Genomic DNA, 18,005 nt, shown 5'->3' on the forward strand with positions numbered 1-18,005 from the left:
CGCCAGGATGGGCGCGAAACCCCGGAATTCTCCAAGGGAGCCCATATGCCGCACGCCACCGGAACCTTCACCGTCGACAGCTGGGAACAGCGGCCCTACGACGAGGCCGAGGGGGCCACGCTCTCCCGCGTCCACCTCACCAAGACCTTCGACGGCGACCTGGCCGGCACCAGCACCACCGACATCATCACCGCGATCGCCCAGGTCGAGACGTCGGCGGCCTACGCAGGCTTCGAGCGCTTCACCGGCACCGCGCACGGCCGCAGGGGCACCTTCGTGCTCCACCACACGGCCACGAGCGGTCCCGGCGAGTCGGCGCTGAGCTGGACGATCCTCCCCGACTCCGGCACCGGCGAGCTGCTGGGCATCCGGGGCGGCGGCCAGATCGTCAACGACGACGGCGCCCACTCCTTCCACCTCGACTACGAGCTGGACTGAGGACGGCCGCCCCACGCCGACGATCACCCACGCCCGCGCGAGGCCGCCCCGCCCTGACGGCGGCCTCGCGCCGGTAACCGTCCAGCCGTCAAGACCGGTGCCCACAACCTGGTACGCACACCCTCGCGCCGGTGACCGTCCAGCTGTCAAGACCGGTGCCCACAACCCGGCACGCACGTCCTCGCGCCGACGGTTGTCCAGCTGCTAAGACCGGTGTCCACAACCCGGTACGCACACCCTCGCGCCCACCCGGCCGGCGTCCACCCCCGGCATCCCCGGCATCCCCGGCATCCCCGGCATCTGCGGCATCCGCGCCCGGCGTTCACGACCCGACGTTCGCGACCCGACGTTCGCGACCCGACGTTCACGGCCCGGCGTTCACCGGCGTTCTGACCTCTTGTCACATCTCGCGTCGAGCCAGTTGAGAAAGCTGCTTCACAGCCGTTGACGCGCCCGTAGCACGTATGTAACATTTGGCCAACGTCATGCAAGAATATTGCAATCTCTTGTTCAGTTTCTTGCTATTCCTCGCAACTCTCCAAGGATGCACTGCGTCGTGCACCTGCCCCCCAATTACGTGTGCGGTGAAGGCGCAGCCTTCACGCCTCGGCCCTGCCGTGCCTGACGAGAGAAGAAGAGCGCGAATGAGAATGCTGTACAGACCGTTACGGCTGGTGGCGACGATGGTCGCCACCGGCTTACTCCTCATCGTGGGGTCGGTCGTCCCGGCCTCCGCCGCAGCCGGACCCAACCTGTCGCCGGGCAAGGCGACCCTGGCGAGCAGCTCCACGGGCGGGCAGGCGGTGTCCGCCGTCAACGACGGAAACGCCTCCACCTACTGGGAGAGCGCCAACAACAGCTTCCCGCAGTGGGCGCGGATCGACCTCGGCACCGCCACGAGCGTCGACCAGATCGTCCTGAAGCTGCCCCCGGCGGCCGTCTGGCAGACCCGCACCCAGACGCTCTCCGTCCAGGGCGGCGCCGACGGCAACACCTTCAGCACGGTCGTGGGCTCGGCGACCTACACGTTCAACCCGGCGACCGGCAACACGGTCACGATCAACTTCGGTGCCGCGTCCCACCGCTACTGGCGCGTCAACATCACCGCCAACACCGGCTGGCCCGCCGCGCAGATCTCCGAGTTCGAGATCTACGGCGCCGCCGGCACCGGCGGTGACACCCAGAACCCGTCGGCCCCCGGCGGCCTCTCCTACACCCAGCCGGCCACCGGCCAGATCAGGCTCGCCTGGAACGCCTCCACGGACAACGTGGGCGTCACCGGGTACGACATCTACGCCAACAACCAGCTGCGGGGCAGCGTCGGCAACGTGCTGACCTACACCGACAACCAGCCCGCGTCGGCGACCGTGACGTACTTCGTGCGGGCCAAGGACGCGGCGGGCAACCAGTCGGCCAACAGCAACTCCGTGACCCGCACCGGCACCGGCGACCCGGGGTCGAACCTCGCGATCGGCAAGGAGATCGTCGCGTCGGGCCACGTGCACTCGTTCGTCCCCGCGAACGCGAACGACAACAACCTGGCCACCTACTGGGAGGCCAACTCCGGCGCGTTCCCGAACACGCTGACCGCCAGGCTCGGCGCCAACGCCGCCGTCACCTCGGTCGTGGTGAAGCTCAACCCCGACTCCGCGTGGGGCACCCGTACGCAGAACATCCAGGTCCTGGGCCGTGAGCAGAACGCCACGGGCTACACCAACCTGGTGTCGGCGCAGAACTACACGTTCAACCCGGCCTCCGGCGGCAACTCGGTGACGATCAACGTCAGCGCCACCGTCGCCGACGTGCAGCTGAGGTTCACCAGCAACAGCGGCGCGCCCGGCGGTCAGGTCGCCGAGTTCCAGGTCCTCGGCGTCCCCGCGCCGAACCCCGACCTCACGGTCACGAACCTCACGTGGACCCCGGCGTCCCCGAGCGAGGCCAGCGCGATCACGCTGTCGGCCACGGTCAGGAACGCGGGCAACGCCGCCGCCCCCGCGGACAGCGTCAACCTCAACCTCGACGGCACCCTCGTCGGCACCGTCGCCGTCCCCGCCCTGGCCGCCGGCGCCACGGCCACGGTGACCCACAACATCGGCACCCGCGGCGAGGGCAGCTACACGGTCAGCGCCAGGGTGGACGCGGACAACACCGTCTTCGAGCAGAACGAGGGCAACAACGTCCTCACCGCGTCGTCCCCGCTGGTGGTCGCGCAGGCTCCCGGCCCCGACCTGCAGGTCCTCAGCGTCACCTCCAACCCGCCGAACCCGGCCGTCGGCGCGCCGGTCACGTTCACCGTAGCGGTGCGGAACCGGGGAACCGCCGCCTCCGGCGCGACCACGGTCACCCGCGTGGTGGTGGGCGGCACCACGCTCAACGGCAACACCGCGTCGATCGCCGCGGGCGCGACGGCCAACGTGGCCGTCAGCGGAAGCTGGACCGCCACCAGCGGCGGCGCCACCATCACCGCCACCGCCGACGCGACCAACACCGTCACCGAGACCAACGAGAACAACAACACGTTCTCGCAGTCGATCGTGGTCGGGCGCGGCGCGGCCGTCCCGTACGTCGAGTACGAGGCCGAGTCCGCCAGCTACCAGGGCACCCTGCTGGAGACCGACCCGCTGCGCACCTTCGGGCACACCAACTTCGCCACCGAGTCCTCGGGCCGCAAGTCGGTGCGGCTGAACAGCACCGGGCAGTTCGTCGAGTTCACCTCGACCAGCCCCGCCAACTCGATCGTCGTCCGCAACTCCATCCCCGACGCGGCGGGCGGCGGCGGCATCGAGGCCACCATCAGCCTCTACATCAACGGCACCTTCTCCAGGAAGCTCACCCTCTCGTCGCGCCACAGCTGGCTGTACGGGAACACCGACGGCCCCGAGGCGCTGACGAACACCCCCCAGGGCGACGCCCGGAGGTTGTTCGACGAGTCGAACGCGCTGCTCTCGCAGAGCTACCCGGCCGGCACCAAGTTCAAGCTGCAGCGTGACGCGGGCGACACGGCCTCGTTCTACATCATCGACCTGATCGACCTGGAGCAGGTGGCACCGCCGACGAGCCAGCCGGCCGGTTGCACCTCGATCACGAACTACGGCGCGGTGCCCAACGACGGTCTCGACGACACGGCCGCCATCCAGCGGGCGGTCACGGACGACCAGAACGGCGTCATCAGCTGCGTGTGGATCCCGGCGGGCCAGTGGCGCCAGGAGCAGAAGATCCTCACCGACGACCCGCTGAACCGGGGTCAGTGGAACCAGGTGGGCATCAGCAACGTCACGATCCGCGGCGCGGGCATGTGGCACTCCCAGCTGTACACCCTGACCGAGCCGCAGGACGTGGTGGGCGGCATCAACCACCCGCACGAGGGCAACTTCGGCTTCGACATCGACAGCAACACCCAGATCTCCGACATCGCCATCTTCGGCTCGGGCCGCATCCGCGGCGGAGACGGCAACGACGAGGGCGGCGTGGGCCTGAACGGCCGGTTCGGCCCGAACACCAAGATCACCAACGTGTGGATCGAGCACGCCAACGTGGGTGCCTGGGTCGGCCGCGACTACGACAACATCCCGGCCCTGTGGGGTCCCGGCGACAACCTGCTGTTCAGCGGGATGCGCATCCGCAACACCTACGCCGACGGCATCAACTTCACCAACGGCACGCGGAACTCGCGGGTGTTCAACTCCTCGTTCCGCAACACCGGTGACGACGCCCTCGCGATCTGGGCCAACCAGGCCGTGAAGGACCGGGTCGTCGACAACACGCACGACAACCACTTCGTCAACAACACCATCCAGCTGCCCTGGCGGGCGAACGGCATCGCGATCTACGGCGGCTACGACAACTCCGCCGAGAACAACCTGATCTACGACACCATGAACTATCCGGGCATCATGCTGGCGACCGACCACAGCCCCCTGCCCTTCTCGGGGACCACGCTGCTCGCCAACAACGGGCTGTACCGCACGGGTGGCGCGTTCTGGAACGAGGACCAGGAGTTCGGGGCGATCACCTTGTTCCCACAGGGCAACGAGATCCCCGGTGTCACCATCCGCGACACCGACATCGTCGACTCGACCTACGACGGCATCCAGTTCAAGACGGGCGGCGGCAACATGCCGAACGTCGCGATCACCAATGTGAGGATCGACAAGTCCAACAACGGGGCCGGAATCCTGGCCATGAGCGGCGCCCGGGGCAACGCGATCCTGTCGAACGTGACCATCACGAACTCGGCGGACGGCAACATCGTGAGGCAGCCGGGAACGAGCTTCGTGATCACCGGCCAGTGATCCCTCCGGCGAACGCTCCGGTAACCCCTCATCAGGGGCCCGGCGCCTGAGAAAACGACCGGCCATGTGGCGTGCTCCCCGGGGAACACCTGGGGAGCACGCTCATGGCCGCTTCGCGTTCATCCCGGCGAAGCTCGCCGATCACGCCGCGCCTCCTCCGACGAAGGACGAAGAGATCCCCGGGAGCGAGCTTTCCGCCCACGAACAGCGGGCCTCGGTCACCGAAGTGGATCCGGTACCGCTTACTCGAATTACTCGAACACCGCGCCGCAAGTGGCAGACTGCCTCACGTGCCCGCGGCTAACCTGTCGCACCGTAAGGGCGCGTCACGGCGAGCACGTCCACTATCCGTTCCAGGCCGTCGAAGTCCTTGGGGTTGGCGGTGAACAGCGGCAGCTCGTTACTGGCGGCCGTCGCGGCGATCATCAAGTCAGCGGTCCGGCTTCGCGGCTGCCGGCCCTGCGCGTACACAACGGCACAGATCTGCCCGAACATACGGGCCGCCTCGGCGTCGTACGGCAGCGGGTCACCGAATGCCGCTTCGGCGTACTGAAGCACCGCGATCCTTCCCGCCCGCTTGACCGGATCATCGGTGGCGTACGGACCACGCGACAGCTCGCCGAGCGTGACGGCCGTGATCGCCGACTCCGCCGGCAGCTCGGCGGGGTCGAAGAGCTTGAAGGCGGCCACGATGTTGGTGTCCAGAACGCCGCGCTCGTGCCGGATCACAGACCGGTCCCGTCGAACGGATCACGCAGTTCGTCATCGATCACTGTGTCCAGATCGGCCCGCACCCGGTCCCAGTCGACAGCCGGAGCGGTGGCGAAGACGGCTTGCGCCTCGGTTGTGGGAACAAACCGGCGGCGCTTGATCGGTTTCACCTCCGCGAGCGGCTCGCCGTTGATCGTCAAGATGTATCGCCTCCCCTCACGCAGGCCACGCGTGATGCTGCCGGAGTCGTTGACGAATTGGCGCACGCTCACCTCGGTCGGGCGAAGCCTCGGAACATCCATGGTTCAACCGTACCTCGACGTACCACGGCATACCATGTCCAGCCGTAGGACCTCTATGACCTGGGCGCGGTCAGGGAGCCGAGGAGCCTCAGCCGCACCCGGGCCGTACCCTGGTCGGGTTTGCCGGGGACGGGACGCCTTGATGCCGCCGACTTCAGCCGCGTACCGGTACAGGTCAAGGAGCGCCACTCTCATGCCTGGATCCGGTAACCGGAGACGACCGGGAGGGAAGCGAGGACCAAGAGGGAAGCGGCCATGCGCCCCCGCCCCGGCCACGACGAGAAGCACAAAGGCCTCGGATCGAAGGATCCGAGGCCTTTGTGACCGGTGGAGCTATGGGGATTCGAACCCCAGACCTCCTCCATGCCATGGAGGCGCGCTACCAGCTGCGCCATAGCCCCTCGGGTGTAACCGATGTCCCCGGGCGGGCCCGGCGACCACGCCAGTGTATAGGAAATCACCCCGCACCCTGTAACCGCCGCGACGCCGGCCAGGATCCGGCTTCCCGGCCGGCTGCGCCGCCTCGCGCCCGAGATCCGGCCACCGGACAGAACCCGCGGCGAGGGCCGGTCCACGGGAACCGGCCCATCCGGCCACGGCGTGTACGGGCACCTACCTGAGTGACGCGGCCTTCTCGATCAGCCCGGCGAGCTCGGTCACCGCCGGGTCCTCGGTGGACGCGGCCAGGCGGGTGGCGTGGGCGGCGAGGTCGTCGGGCCCGGCTCCGGCGATCCCCTCCCCGGCGCGGAGATACTCCGCGAAGCCCGCGGCCACCACGTCGACCTGGAACCTCGGCGTGGGCCCCTCCCACGGTGAGGCCGCCAGGTCGCCCGCCTCCAGGGAACGGGCGGCTTCCGAGGGGGCGCGGGTGTCGGGATCCTGCCAGCGCACGGTGGCGGTGGCCAGCTGTCCCGACGCCCCGCCGCGCAGCCGGACCTCGTACAGCGCCGTCACCGAGTGGCCGGGGCCGATCTCGCCGCCGTCCTTGCCGTCGTCCCGGAAGTCCTCGGTCGCGATCTGCCGGTTCTCGTAGCCGATCAGCCGGTAGGACTCCACCACCGAGGGGTTGAACACGACCTGCGCCTTGGCGTCGCGGGCGCGCAGATCGAGGTTGGTGGCGAGCTGCTCGACGAAGACCTTGCGCGCGTCGTCGACGGAGCTGACGTAGACCGCGGCGCCGTCGCCGTTGTCGGCGAGCTGCTCCATCAGCTCGTCGCCGTAGTCGCGGCCGACGCCGACGCACAGCAGGGTGATCTTCTTGCCCGCGGCGTCCGCGACCCGGTCGAGGATGCCCTGCCAGGTGGTGTCGCCGGTGTTGGCCAGGCCGTCGGAGAGCAGGATGACGCGGTTGACGGCCACCGGCCGGAAAGCCGCCGCGGCCTCGGCGTACCCGCTGGTCAGCCCGGCCTCCAGGTTCGTCGACTGCTGGATGGCGAGGCGTTCGACGGCGGCGTGGAGCCTGTCCCTGTCGGTCGCCGGGGTCATGGAGAGGACGACGTCCGCCCGGTCGCTGAAGGCCACGAGGGAGACGTGGTCGCCGGGCCCGAGCTGGTCGACGAGCTTGTGCAGGGCCTCCCTGACCAGGTCGAGCCTGCCGTCCTCGTCCATCGAGCCCGACACGTCCACCACGAAGGTGAGGTTCGCCGGGCGCCGGGCCTCCGCGCTCGCCCCGCGGGTCTGCAGGCCGACGCGGAGCAGCGCGGTGCCGTTCCCCGGCGTGCGGGCGCCGTCCATGTGCACGGTGAAACCGTCGTCCTTGGGCTCCGCGTAGTCCTGCTTGAAGGAGTTGACGAACTCCTCCGGCCTGACCTGGCCCGCCTCCGGCAGCCTGCCCTCGGTGATGGCCCGTTTGCTGTAGCCGTACGAGGCGGTGTCCACGTCGAGGGCGAAGGTGGAGATCTGCTCGGCGGAGGTGTCGCGCCGCCGGGCGGCCTCGGTCTTGGACTCCTCGCTCCCGGTGGTGGCCCGAGCCCTGGTCTCGGTCTCGGCCTCGTTCCCGTTTTCGTTCCCGTTCTCGTTCCCGGCCTTGGCGGTGTCGTCTCCGGCCTCGGGCGGACGGCCGTCCGGGGGCATGGACGGGACCGCCTTCCCGGATTCGGGCATCGGCTGGCCGGCGGATTCGCTCGCGTCCGAACCGCCGCAGGCGGCGGCGAACATCAGGGCGAACAGCGCGAGCACGGCGAGGGCAATGGCGAGCGGACGTGACTTCATGTCGCCTCCTGGGATGCGGGTCATCCCCTACGACGACTCCTCGCCCCGGTCCGCCGGGAGCTTGACCCAAGCGAGCGCAAACCGTGTTCGGCGCGTGATCAGGGTTTCAGCGTCTCCACGCCGGGTCCCGCCCGCTGAGCCCGAGCGCCCGCTCGAACGGCGAAGCGTCCTCCGCCACGGGCACCTCCTCCCCGAAGACCCCCATCCGCCGTCCCTGCGGCGCCATCCCCGCGACGAAGGCGGCCACGGCCTCACCGGTCTCGGCGTCCACCGCGTAGTCCTGGCCGGTGGCCCTGGCGAGGTCCCAGCCGTGGATCGCCATGTCGCCCAGCACCAGCTGGAGCACCAGGGCCATGGGCATCCCCAGCGTGGGACTGGTCCCCTCGGTCACCCCGGGTGCGGACCAGGCGGCGAGCACCGCGCCGGCCCGATCGGCGAAGGGGGCGTGATCGGCGTCCTGCGGCGGCGGCTGCTCGCGGCGGGCCAGCGCCTCGAACATCGCCGCCGTCCAGGCCAGGTGGCCGAGCAGCTCCCGTACGTCGAAGCCCTCGCAGGGGGTGGGCAGGTCCAGCTGGTCGTCGCGGACGCCGCGGGCGACGGCCGCCGTGCCGGTGACGGCGCGTGACAGCATCTCGTTCATGACGGCCATGCTGTCGAGCCGGACTCACAGCTGTCTTGAAAAAACGCGACATAGGATCCTGCACCATGCGCGTGTACCTCGGCCTCGCGGCCAAAGACCCGGGAGCCGGAATACCGGAGGCGATGCTGCACACCGTCAGGGGCGCGATCGACAGCGCGTTCCCCGTACCGCCCGAGGTCATCAGGTCCCGGGAGTGGCACCGTCCCGGCGTCTCCGTGTTCGCCTGGACCAACGAGCCGGACGACTCGCGGCGGCCTCCCCTGCTGGAGACCGGGCACGACCGGGTGACCGGGGTGAACGGCTACCTGGCCGCGCCGGACGACGTGAACCGGCTCGCGGCCATGCCCACTCTGGACACCGAGGCGGTCGGCGGGTGCTTCTCCGCGTTCCGGGCCGCCGAGGACGAGCTGTCGGCCGCCACCGCGATCCACCGGGTCTGCCCGGTCTACTACGCCGAGACCCCCGACGCGCACGTGATCGGCAGCAGGGCGCTGCTGGTCCACCTCGCGGGCGGCGGCGACCGGGTCGAGTGGGACGTGCTCGCGCTGCAGTCGATGATCCGGCAGGGGTACTTCCTGTCGGACGAGACGCCCTACCGGGGGGTGAGCGCGCTGCCGCCGTCCTCGTCGGTGACCGTCAGGGGCGGCCGTCGTACGGTCACCACGACCCCGCTCCCCGCCGCCGTGCCCGCGCCCACGTCGCGCAGGGGGAAGAAGGAGCTGGTCGGCGAGCTGGCGAGCGCGCTGCTGGCGACGGTGGAGCCGCTGCGCGCGGCCGGGGAGCCGGTGAACCTCGCCCTCACCGGCGGCAGGGACAGCCGGCTGATCGCCGCGACGCTGCACGCGGCCGGCATCCCGCTGCGCGCGACCACCAACGGCCTCGACACCCATCCCGACGTGATCATCGCCGGTCGGGTCGCCCGCGCGCTCCGCGTCGAGCACACCGTCATCCCCCCGGCCCGCACCGGGAACGCCGGGAACACCAGGAACACTGGGAACGCCGGGAACGCCGGGAACGCCGGGAACGCCGGGAAGAAGGACGCGATCGTCGTCGAGCACCCCCTCGCGCGGGCCTACGAGACGCTGCGCGCCTGCGAGGGCATGACGTCGGCGTACGAGTCGATCGTCGGTTATCTCCCCTACAGCGCCAAACCGACCATGTCGGGGCAGAGCGGGGAGATCCTGCGGGCCGGGGGCCTGCTGCTGCTCCAGACCGACCTGACGGAGAAGGCCCTGCGCCGCCGGGTGGACGTGACCTTCCTGCGGGACCCGGCGCTGTTCACCGAGGAGGCCAACGCGCACGCCCGCGAGCTGGCCGGGCCCTGGCTGGAGCGGGCCCCGCTGGAGGCGCTCGACCACATGTACATCTCCTACAAGGTCGGCCGCTGGCACGCGGGGGCGCGGGCGGGCTCGCTGCGCAGGGGCGACCAGATCTGGCCGTTCCTCGACAACCGGGTGGTCCGCGCCGCGCTGGGCCTCGACCAGACCTGGCGGCTGTCGGAGGAGGTCATCTACGAGCTGCTCGGTGTCCTGGCCCCCTCGCTCAGGGACATCCCGGTCGAGGGCAAGCCCTGGCGGTTCAGCGTCGGGAGGCGCTACTACCCCTGGCAGCGCAGGCCACAGGTGCTGACCGCGCCGAAGACCGGCGGGGGCGGCTGGAACTGGCGGACCAGCCCCGGCGAGGAACTCACCGGCCTGATGCGCGACCACGTCCTCGGCCGCCTGGACCTGCTGGCGCCCATCGTCAGGCCCGACGAGGTCCGCAAGCTGTTCGCCGAGCCCGTCCTGAGGAAGCCCAACCAGGCCTGGCACCTCTACACCGTGGCCACCATGCTGGGCGGGGACTACCCGGGCAAGGAGCCGCAGGGCCTGCCGAAGGTCCACATCCCCATCCCGTCGTGAGCCACCCATCCGGCCCCGGGACCTCTCCGGGCGGGACGGGGGTTTCCCTTGGTGGGACGGGGGCGCCCGCCGGCGACACCCGGGGCATCCTGAACTTCGGGGCGGCCAAGTTCCGCTACGGGCGCCACGCGTGCCACCCGGCCCTCGCCCCCTTCGTCGAGCACCACTGGATCGTCCGCTGGGAGCTGGCCGAGCCGTACGAGCAGCGGATCGTCTCCCACCCGTCGGTGAACCTGGTCTTCCACGAGCACGGTTCCCGGGTGGCCGGGGTCATCACCGGCGACTACCTGGAGGTCCTGACCGGCACCGGGGTCGTGGTCGGCACCCGCTTCCGGCCCGCCGGTTTCCGGCCCTTCCTCGGCGCCCCGCTCTCCACGATCACCGATCGTTTCACCCCCGCCTCCCGGATCCTCGGCCCGGACGCCGACGCGGTGGCCCCGGCCGTACTGGCCGCCTCCTCGGACTCCGACGCGGAGGCCCTGCAGGTGCTGGAGGGGTTCCTGCTCGCGCGGCTCCCCGCCCGCGACCCCGTCGCCGAGCGGGCGGCGAACCTCGTCGCGAGCGTGCTCGCCGACCCGGCCATCGTCCGCGTCGGCGACCTCGCCGCCCTGCACGGGCTGAGCGTGCGGCACCTGCAGCGGCTGTTCAGCGACTACGTCGGCGTCTCCCCCAAGTGGGTGATCCGCCGCTACCGCATCCACGAGGCCGCCGAACGGGCCGGGCCCGCCACCGACTGGTCGCGGCTGGCCGCCGATCTCGGCTACAGCGACCAGTCCCACTTCACCCGCGACTTCACCGCCGTGATCGGCATGCCTCCCACCGCGTACGCCCGCCGCCTGGCGGAGTGACGTCAGCAGGCGCAGGCGATGCCGGAGACCGGCGCGGTCAGGGCGTCGACGGGGCGGCGGGACACCCCCGCGCCGGTCTCGACGGGGAAGCCCTCCCTGGCCCAGTACTCGAAGCCGCCGAGCATCTCCTTGACCGGGTAGCCGAGCCGGGCGAACTCCAGCGCGGCCCGGGTGGCGCCGTTGCACCCCGGCCCCCAGCAGTAGGTCACCACGGTCACATTCGCGGGGACGACCGAGCGGGCGCGGGTGGCGATCAGCGCGGTGGGCAGGTGGAGGGCTCCCTGGACGTGACCCTGGTCCCAGCTCTCCCGGCTCCGGGAGTCGACCACGACGATGTCCGCGACCCCGGCGGCGAGGTCGGCGGCGACGTCGGACACGTCGGTCTCGAACGCCAGCCTCGCGGCGAAGTGCGCCAGCGCGTCGGCGTTCCCCGCCGCCGGTACCGCGGTGACGGAGGAGGAGTGAGTGGTGACGGACATGTGTGACCTTTCAGGTAGGGGTGACGAGGGACGCGGCGGGGCGACGGTGCCGCCGCGACGCCCGGACCGAGCTCCGGCACCGGTCGCCGGGCGATCTCACCGGTCGCCGGGTGATGGTGCTGGTCGCGAGTGTCAGTAGCCGGTCGCGATGTCCCGTGTCGCGCGCCGGTGCGGGTCGTGACGCCCGACACAGGTAATGGTGCCGGTCGTGATGCCGGACCCGACAGTGGCACGAATGCCGCTTATCGTTAATATCTCGCCATGTTCGTCCCGCCGCCGGTACCCCGCGCCACGCGTCCCACCGTCTCCGTGCTCGCCTTCGACGGCATGTCCCCCTTCGAGCTGGGCTGCGTGGTCGAGATCTTCGGCATCGCCCGCCCCGAGTTGGAAGTCCCCTGGTACGAGCTGTCGGTCTGCGCCGAGAGCCGCACCGACCTGCGGGTCACGGGCGGGTTCACGATGCGGGCGGAGCACGGTCTCGACGTGCTGACGGCCGCGGACACGGTGATCGTGCCCGGCGTGGCGGACGTCCACGGCGAGGTGTCCCTCGAGGTGGTCGCGGCCCTGCGGCGAGCCCGCGACCGGGGGGCGCGGGTCGTGTCCATCTGCTCGGGAGCGTTCGCGCTGGCCGCCGCGGGACTGCTGGACGACAGGGAGGCGACGACCCACTGGAGGTACGCCGACCTGCTCCAGCGGAGGTTCCCGCGGGTCAGGGTCGATCCGGACGTGCTCTACGTGGACGGTGAGGACGTGCTGACCAGCGCGGGCAGCGCGGCGGGACTGGACCTGCTGATCCATCTGGTACGCAAGGACCACGGGCCGGGCGTGGCCAACGAGGTCGCGCGAAGGCTCGTCATCCCCCCGCACCGGGACGGGGGGCAGGCACAGTTCGTCCAGGCCGCGGTCACCCCGGTGGAGGACGGTGCCGCCATGGCGGCCGCGATGACCTGGGCACTGGAGCACCTCGCCGAACCCATCACGATCGCCTCCCTCGCCGAGGCCGCGCACATGTCCCGGCGTACGTTCATCAGGCACTTCGGGCGGCAGACCGGAACGAGCCCGCTGCGGTGGGTGATCTCCCAGCGGGTCACGGCCAGCCTGGCGATGCTGGAGTCCACCTCCGCGCCGGTGGAGGAGATCGCGTCCGCGGTGGGCTTCGACAGCGCGGCGACCTTCCGCCACCACTTCACCCGGACGATGCGCACCTCCCCCTCGGCCTACCGGCGGGCCTTCCGCGCCCCGGCGCCGTCCGGCCCCGCGAGCTCGCACGGATCCGAGCACCGGACCGGGGAGCTGGATCCGGCCACCGAACTTCACCGCGAAGCAAGCCGTTAGCGTAATTTACCCTTTATCTTATCGTGGTTCACTTATCCGACTAATCATGACAACGGCGCCATTAAACTTTTATACAGAGACCCAAATTTGCGGAACGCAAAGAAACGCGCACCCCCCATCAAGCTTCCATTCCGGATTCGAAGCACACTTCTCCCGCCTATCCCCCGGACGCCCCAAGAATAGCCGTACAGCGTTTTCTCTCAATAGGAGGGGAGAGACAACGCACGTGTCTACTTTCATGAAACGGACCCTTGCGGGCGGCGCGCTCGCCGGGGCCGTCCTTCTTTTGCACTCCCCTGTCCCAGTTTCGGCCGATTCGCAACTTCAAATATCGGCGCAAGCCCACCACGACGAGATCCGGTCCATCGGAAGCACACAGGGCGACCCCTGCCCCACGGTGCTTTCCAGCATTTGCACGAACTTCATCTCCGTACCTACGGTGATCCGCAGCAGGGATGTCGTAGCCACCGGAACGATCATCCACGACGGGTTGCGTCCGACCGCGAGCGACGCGATTTACCTCCCGCTGTGCAGGTGGCTGGGGCTGCCCAGTTTCCTCTGCCGGATCCCTGACGGGATTCAGGGCCCGCCCGGCCCCGCGGGTCCCGCGGGACCCGCAGGCCCCAGGGGCCCGGTAGGCCCCCGAGGCCCCGCAGGCCCGGCCGGTGCCGACGGCACCGACGGCGCACCCGGACCCGAGGGACCCAGGGGACCGGTAGGCCCGAGGGGACCGGCAGGCCTCCCCGGACCCGCAGGACCGGCAGGACCGGAAGGCCCCGCAGGCACTGACGGCGCACCCGGACCCGAGGGACCCGCAGGACCGGCAGGACCCGCAGGCGCCGACGGAGCACCCGGAGCCGACGGAGCACCCGGACCTGAGGGACCAGCAGGACCCGCAGGCGCCGACGGCGCACCCGGACCGGAAGGACCGGCAGGACCCGCAGGCGCCGACGGAGCACCCGGAGCACCCGGAGCCGATGGCGCACCCGGACCCGAGGGACCCGCAGGACCGGCAGGACCGGCAGGACCGGCAGGCGCCGACGGCGCACCAGGAGCCGACGGAGCACCCGGACCTGAGGGACCCGCAGGACCCGCAGGCGCCGACGGCGCACCCGGAGCACCGGGAGCCGATGGCGCACCCGGACCCGAGGGACCCGCAGGACCCGCAGGACCCGCAGGCGCCGACGGCGCACCCGGAGCACCGGGAGCCGACGGCGCACCCGGACCCGAGGGACCCGCAGGACCCGCAGGACCCGCAGGCGCCGACGGCGCACCCGGAGCACCGGGAGCCGACGGAGCACCCGGACCGGAAGGACCCGCAGGACCGGCAGGACCGGCAGGCGCCGACGGCGCACCAGGAGCCGACGGAGCACCCGGACCTGAGGGACCGGCAGGACCCGCAGGCGCCGACGGAGCACCCGGAGCACCCGGAGCCGATGGCGCACCCGGACCTGAAGGACCCGCAGGCGCCGACGGCGCACCTGGACCCGAGGGACCCGCAGGACCCGCAGGCGCCGACGGCGCACCCGGAGCACCGGGAGCCGACGGCGCACCTGGACCCGAGGGACCCGCAGGACCCGCAGGCGCCGACGGCGCACCCGGAGCCGACGGAGCACCCGGACCCGAAGGACCAGCAGGACCCGCGGGCGCCGATGGCGCACCCGGGCCCGAAGGACCGGCAGGACCCGAGGGACCCGCAGGACCGGAAGGGCCTCCCGGGCCTCCTGGACCTCCCGGAGCCGAGGGACCCGAAGGACCGGAAGGTCCCGCAGGACCGGCAGGACCCGAAGGCCCCGAAGGGCCGGAAGGACCTGCAGGACCTCCGGGAGCCGACGGTGAGACCGGCCCGATAGGCCCCGGCGCCCCGCCCGGACCGGAAGGACCCGCAGGACCGGCAGGACCGGCAGGACCTCCGGGACCGGAAGGACCGGCAGGACCCGCGGGCGTCGACGGCGCACCCGGCGCACCCGGGCCCGCGGGACCGGCAGGACCTCCGGGACCTCAGGGTCCCGTCGGACCTCAGGGTCCGATCGGGCCGCAGGGCCCGGCCGGATCGTCGCCGGTCAGGGCACCGTTCGCCGCTTACCCGGTCGTCAGTACCCCGGTCGTCAGCGTCCCGGTCTACTGGGCCTATCCGAGGGCCTGCACGGCGGCGGCTGTACGAGTCTGCTGAGCTTTTCCGGGGGCCTCCGAAAAGAGGCCCCCGGAAAAGACCCCGAAAGGGCCTCATGAAAGCAGGCCGCTTGACGCGTCCCGGCCCGGCTGTTCACTTCGAAGGTCCAGTAGGACCGGAAAAGTGAAACCCGGAAACGGCCGCGCGGGCCAGGTGGCCGTCAACTGAAACACGGAGAGGTGCGGGGCATTACGCCTCGCACCTCTCCGCGTATCCGAAACATTCTCTCGCCCCCTCCACCCGCAACCCTCACCAGAGGATCCCGCGCCTCACGCGGACCACCTTCCACGTTCACCGGCCCGGCGAACCGGCAGGACCCGGCAGCCGGAGACTCCCGCCGGTCACGCAACATGACCTCTGGACAACAGACAGTTTTCCTACATGATTAGTTGGGTACCGGTTCCGGCTACGAGTTCAGGAGTTCACCGTGGCGCTCATCCAGCCCGATCCCACCTTCTACCCCTCGGCCCGCGAGGCCATGGCGGCCCCGAAGGAGGAGCTCGCCTACGTCGCGCTGCTCGCCACGACCGGCGACGACCGGCCTGACGGGCTCGCCACGATCGACCTGTCGAACGGGTCGATCGCCGACGTGCACGACATGTCCGTCCCCGGCGACGAACTCCACCACTTCGGCTGGAACGTGTGCAGCGCGGCCCTGTGCCCGTACGCGCCGCACCCCCACGTGGAGCGGCGCTACCTGGTCCTTCCCGGCCTGAGGTCCAGCAGGATCTACATCTTCGACGTCAAGGACGACCCCTGGTCCCCCAAGCTCGTCAAGACGATCGAGCCAGAGACGATCTTCGAGAAGACCGGCTACAGCCGCCCGCACACCGTCCACTGCGGCACCGACGCCATCTACGTCAGCGCGCTCGGCAACGTGGACGGCGACGCGCCCGGCGGTGTGTTCACGCTCGACCACGACACCTTCGAGCCCAAGGGCCGCTGGGAGGCCGACCGGGGCTCGCAGCGGCTGCACTACGACTTCTGGTGGCACCTCGGGCACGACACGATGATCACCAGCGAGTGGGGGACGCCCAACCAGATCGAGCCGGGGCCCTCGCTGGAGTTCCTGGTCGGCCGGCAGTACGGTCACAAGCTGCACGTATGGGACCTGGCCAAGCGCAGGCACCTCCAGGAGATCGACCTGGGCGACCAGCACCAGATGGCCCTGGAGCTCCGGCCCGCCCACGACCCGACCAAGACCTACGGCTTCGTCAACAGCGTGATCAACGTCGAGGACCTGTCGGCCAACATCTTCACCTGGTACCTGGAGGACGGCGTCTGGAAGGCCCGTAAGACGATCACGATCCCGGCCGAGCCCGCCGACCCCGGCCTGCTGCCCGAGCCGCTCAAGCAGTTCGGCGCGGTGCCCCCGCTGGTCAGTGACATCTCGCTCACCCTCGACGACCGGATCCTGCTCGTCTCCGCCTGGGGAACCGGCGAGCTCAAGGCGTACGACGTCTCCGACCCGTTCGCGCCGCGCGAGACCGGTTCGGTGCGGATCGGCGGGATCGCGAGGCGCGACGGCCACCCCGCCGCCCCGGGCCGGGCGCTGAACGGGGGTCCGCAGATGGTCGAGGCGAGCAGGGACGGGCGTCGGGTCTATTTCACCAACTCGCTCTACCGCTCCTGGGACGACGTCTTCTACCCCGACGGCATCTCCGGCTGGATGGCGAAGGTGGACATCGCCGACGACGGTTCGATCGCCCTCGACCCGGGCTTCTTCGTCGACTTCGCCTCCGACGGCCGCCGGGCGCACCAGGTCCGCCTGCAGGGTGGCGACTCCTCCTCCGACTCCTACTGCTTCCCGTGACCGTGACCGTGACCGTGACCGAGACCGTGACCGAGACCGTGATCCTGCCCCGCCCCCTGCCCCCGGCCCCGGTCGCGGGCCCACCGGACCCACCGGGCCCACCGGACGCCGCCACTTTCCCACTCTCCGCGAGGCGTGACCGATGGATCTGACGTCCCTGCTCATCCTGGCCGGGCTCGGCGCCTTCCACGGCCTGAACCCGGCCATGGGCTGGCTCTTCGCGGTCGCGCTCGGGCTGCAGGAACGCTCGCGCGACGGGGTGCTGCGCGCGCTGCCGCCCATCGTGCTCGGCCACGCGGGCTCGGTGCTCATCACCCTCGCGCTGGTGTCGGCGGCCCGGCTGGCCGCGCCGCCCAAGGTGGTCTCGTACGGCGTGGCGGCCGTGGTGTGCGGGTTCGGCCTCTGGCGGCTGCTGAGGCGGCGCCATCCCCGCTGGGTCGGCATGAAGGTGACGAAGTGGCAGCTGGCCGGGTGGTCGTTCCTGATGGCCACCGCCCACGGGGCCGGGCTGATGGTGCTCCCGGTCACCCTGAACAGCGGACACAGTGGACATGGCGGACACGTTGGGCACGGCGGCCACGAGGGCGAGGCCGCCGCGCTGGCCTCGCAGAGCCTGCTGACGACCGGGGTGCACACGATGGCCATGCTGGTGACGACCACCGTGCTGGCCCTGGTCGTCTACGAACGGCTGGGGGTGGCGGTGCTCCGCAAGGCGTGGTTCAACCTCGACCTCGCCTGGGCCGTCGCCCTCATCGGGGCGGGCGCCTTCGCCGCGCTCACCTGACGCCGCCCGGGGAACGCCCCGAACACCACGCGAACCGGACGTACGAACCAAACACGCGACCCGAACGCCGCACGAGCC

At 70.8% G+C, this 18,005-nt stretch carries 13 protein-coding genes and 1 tRNA gene; 8 read left to right on the plus strand and 6 right to left on the minus strand.

Annotation, left to right across the window (positions count from 1 at the left end):
* The first annotated feature begins 45 nt into the window (after nucleotides 1-45).
* Both ABT053_RS31070 and ABT053_RS31075 read left to right on the plus strand, forming a co-directional pair.
* Nucleotides 46-438 (plus strand): DUF3224 domain-containing protein, encoded by a 393-nt coding sequence (locus ABT053_RS31070; RefSeq protein WP_350973790.1) that lies wholly within the window; start codon nucleotides 46-48, stop codon nucleotides 436-438.
* Between the two features lie 644 nt (nucleotides 439-1,082).
* Complete coding sequence (locus ABT053_RS31075; protein WP_350973792.1) at nucleotides 1,083-4,730, plus strand: CARDB domain-containing protein; 3,648 nt, start codon at nucleotides 1,083-1,085, stop codon at nucleotides 4,728-4,730.
* Nucleotides 4,731-5,030: 300 nt separating this feature from the next.
* Here the strand turns inward: ABT053_RS31075 and ABT053_RS31080 are convergent, their stop codons facing one another.
* From ABT053_RS31080 to ABT053_RS31100, 5 genes are all read right to left on the minus strand, one after another.
* Nucleotides 5,031-5,459: a type II toxin-antitoxin system VapC family toxin gene (locus ABT053_RS31080; protein ID WP_350973794.1), complete on the minus strand. Its 429-nt coding sequence runs from the start codon at nucleotides 5,457-5,459 to the stop codon at nucleotides 5,031-5,033.
* Nucleotides 5,456-5,743 carry a hypothetical protein gene (locus ABT053_RS31085; protein ID WP_350973796.1) on the minus strand — a complete coding sequence of 96 codons (288 nt, stop codon included), beginning with the start codon at nucleotides 5,741-5,743 and terminating at the stop codon, nucleotides 5,456-5,458. Before ABT053_RS31085 ends, ABT053_RS31080 begins: the two co-directional genes overlap by 4 nt.
* Before the next feature lie 328 nt (nucleotides 5,744-6,071).
* A tRNA-Ala gene (locus ABT053_RS31090) sits at nucleotides 6,072-6,144 on the minus strand.
* A 211-nt stretch (nucleotides 6,145-6,355) separates the two neighbouring features.
* Complete coding sequence (locus tag ABT053_RS31095; protein ID WP_350973797.1) at nucleotides 6,356-7,954, minus strand: vWA domain-containing protein; 1,599 nt, start codon at nucleotides 7,952-7,954, stop codon at nucleotides 6,356-6,358.
* Nucleotides 7,955-8,060: 106 nt separating this feature from the next.
* On the minus strand, nucleotides 8,061-8,594 hold the full coding sequence (locus tag ABT053_RS31100) for a TIGR03086 family metal-binding protein (protein ID WP_350973799.1): 534 nt from the start codon (nucleotides 8,592-8,594) through the stop codon (nucleotides 8,061-8,063).
* A gap of 65 nt (nucleotides 8,595-8,659) precedes the next feature.
* Here ABT053_RS31100 and ABT053_RS31105 point away from each other — a divergent pair, with 65 nt between their 5' ends.
* The gene (locus tag ABT053_RS31105) at nucleotides 8,660-10,495 is read left to right on the plus strand and encodes an asparagine synthase-related protein (protein WP_350973801.1); all 1,836 of its coding nucleotides are present in this window, start codon (nucleotides 8,660-8,662) and stop codon (nucleotides 10,493-10,495) included.
* On the plus strand, nucleotides 10,492-11,343 hold the full coding sequence (locus ABT053_RS31110) for a DUF6597 domain-containing transcriptional factor (protein WP_350973802.1): 852 nt from the start codon (nucleotides 10,492-10,494) through the stop codon (nucleotides 11,341-11,343). Before ABT053_RS31105 ends, ABT053_RS31110 begins: the two co-directional genes overlap by 4 nt.
* A gap of 2 nt (nucleotides 11,344-11,345) precedes the next feature.
* Here the strand turns inward: ABT053_RS31110 and ABT053_RS31115 are convergent, their stop codons facing one another.
* A complete protein-coding gene (locus ABT053_RS31115; protein ID WP_350973805.1) occupies nucleotides 11,346-11,822 on the minus strand; it encodes a rhodanese-like domain-containing protein in 477 nt (158 codons plus the stop codon).
* Between the two features lie 261 nt (nucleotides 11,823-12,083).
* Between ABT053_RS31115 and ABT053_RS31120 the strand changes: the two genes are divergently transcribed.
* From ABT053_RS31120 to ABT053_RS31135, 4 genes are all read left to right on the plus strand, one after another.
* Complete coding sequence (locus ABT053_RS31120; protein WP_350973806.1) at nucleotides 12,084-13,157, plus strand: helix-turn-helix domain-containing protein; 1,074 nt, start codon at nucleotides 12,084-12,086, stop codon at nucleotides 13,155-13,157.
* Nucleotides 13,158-14,134: 977 nt separating this feature from the next.
* The gene (locus ABT053_RS31125; RefSeq protein ID WP_350973809.1) at nucleotides 14,135-15,010 is read left to right on the plus strand and encodes a hypothetical protein; all 876 of its coding nucleotides are present in this window, start codon (nucleotides 14,135-14,137) and stop codon (nucleotides 15,008-15,010) included.
* 747 nt (nucleotides 15,011-15,757) lie between these two features.
* Nucleotides 15,758-17,143: a selenium-binding protein SBP56-related protein gene (locus ABT053_RS31130; protein WP_350973811.1), complete on the plus strand. Its 1,386-nt coding sequence runs from the start codon at nucleotides 15,758-15,760 to the stop codon at nucleotides 17,141-17,143.
* A gap of 142 nt (nucleotides 17,144-17,285) precedes the next feature.
* Nucleotides 17,286-17,927, plus strand: a complete 642-nt coding sequence (locus ABT053_RS31135; RefSeq protein WP_350973812.1) for a hypothetical protein — start codon at nucleotides 17,286-17,288, stop codon at nucleotides 17,925-17,927.
* Nucleotides 17,928-18,005: the final 78 nt, after the last annotated feature.

It is taken from the genome of Streptosporangium sp. NPDC002524, from assembly GCF_040295985.1.
GTDB lineage: Bacteria > Actinomycetota > Actinomycetes > Streptosporangiales > Streptosporangiaceae > Streptosporangium.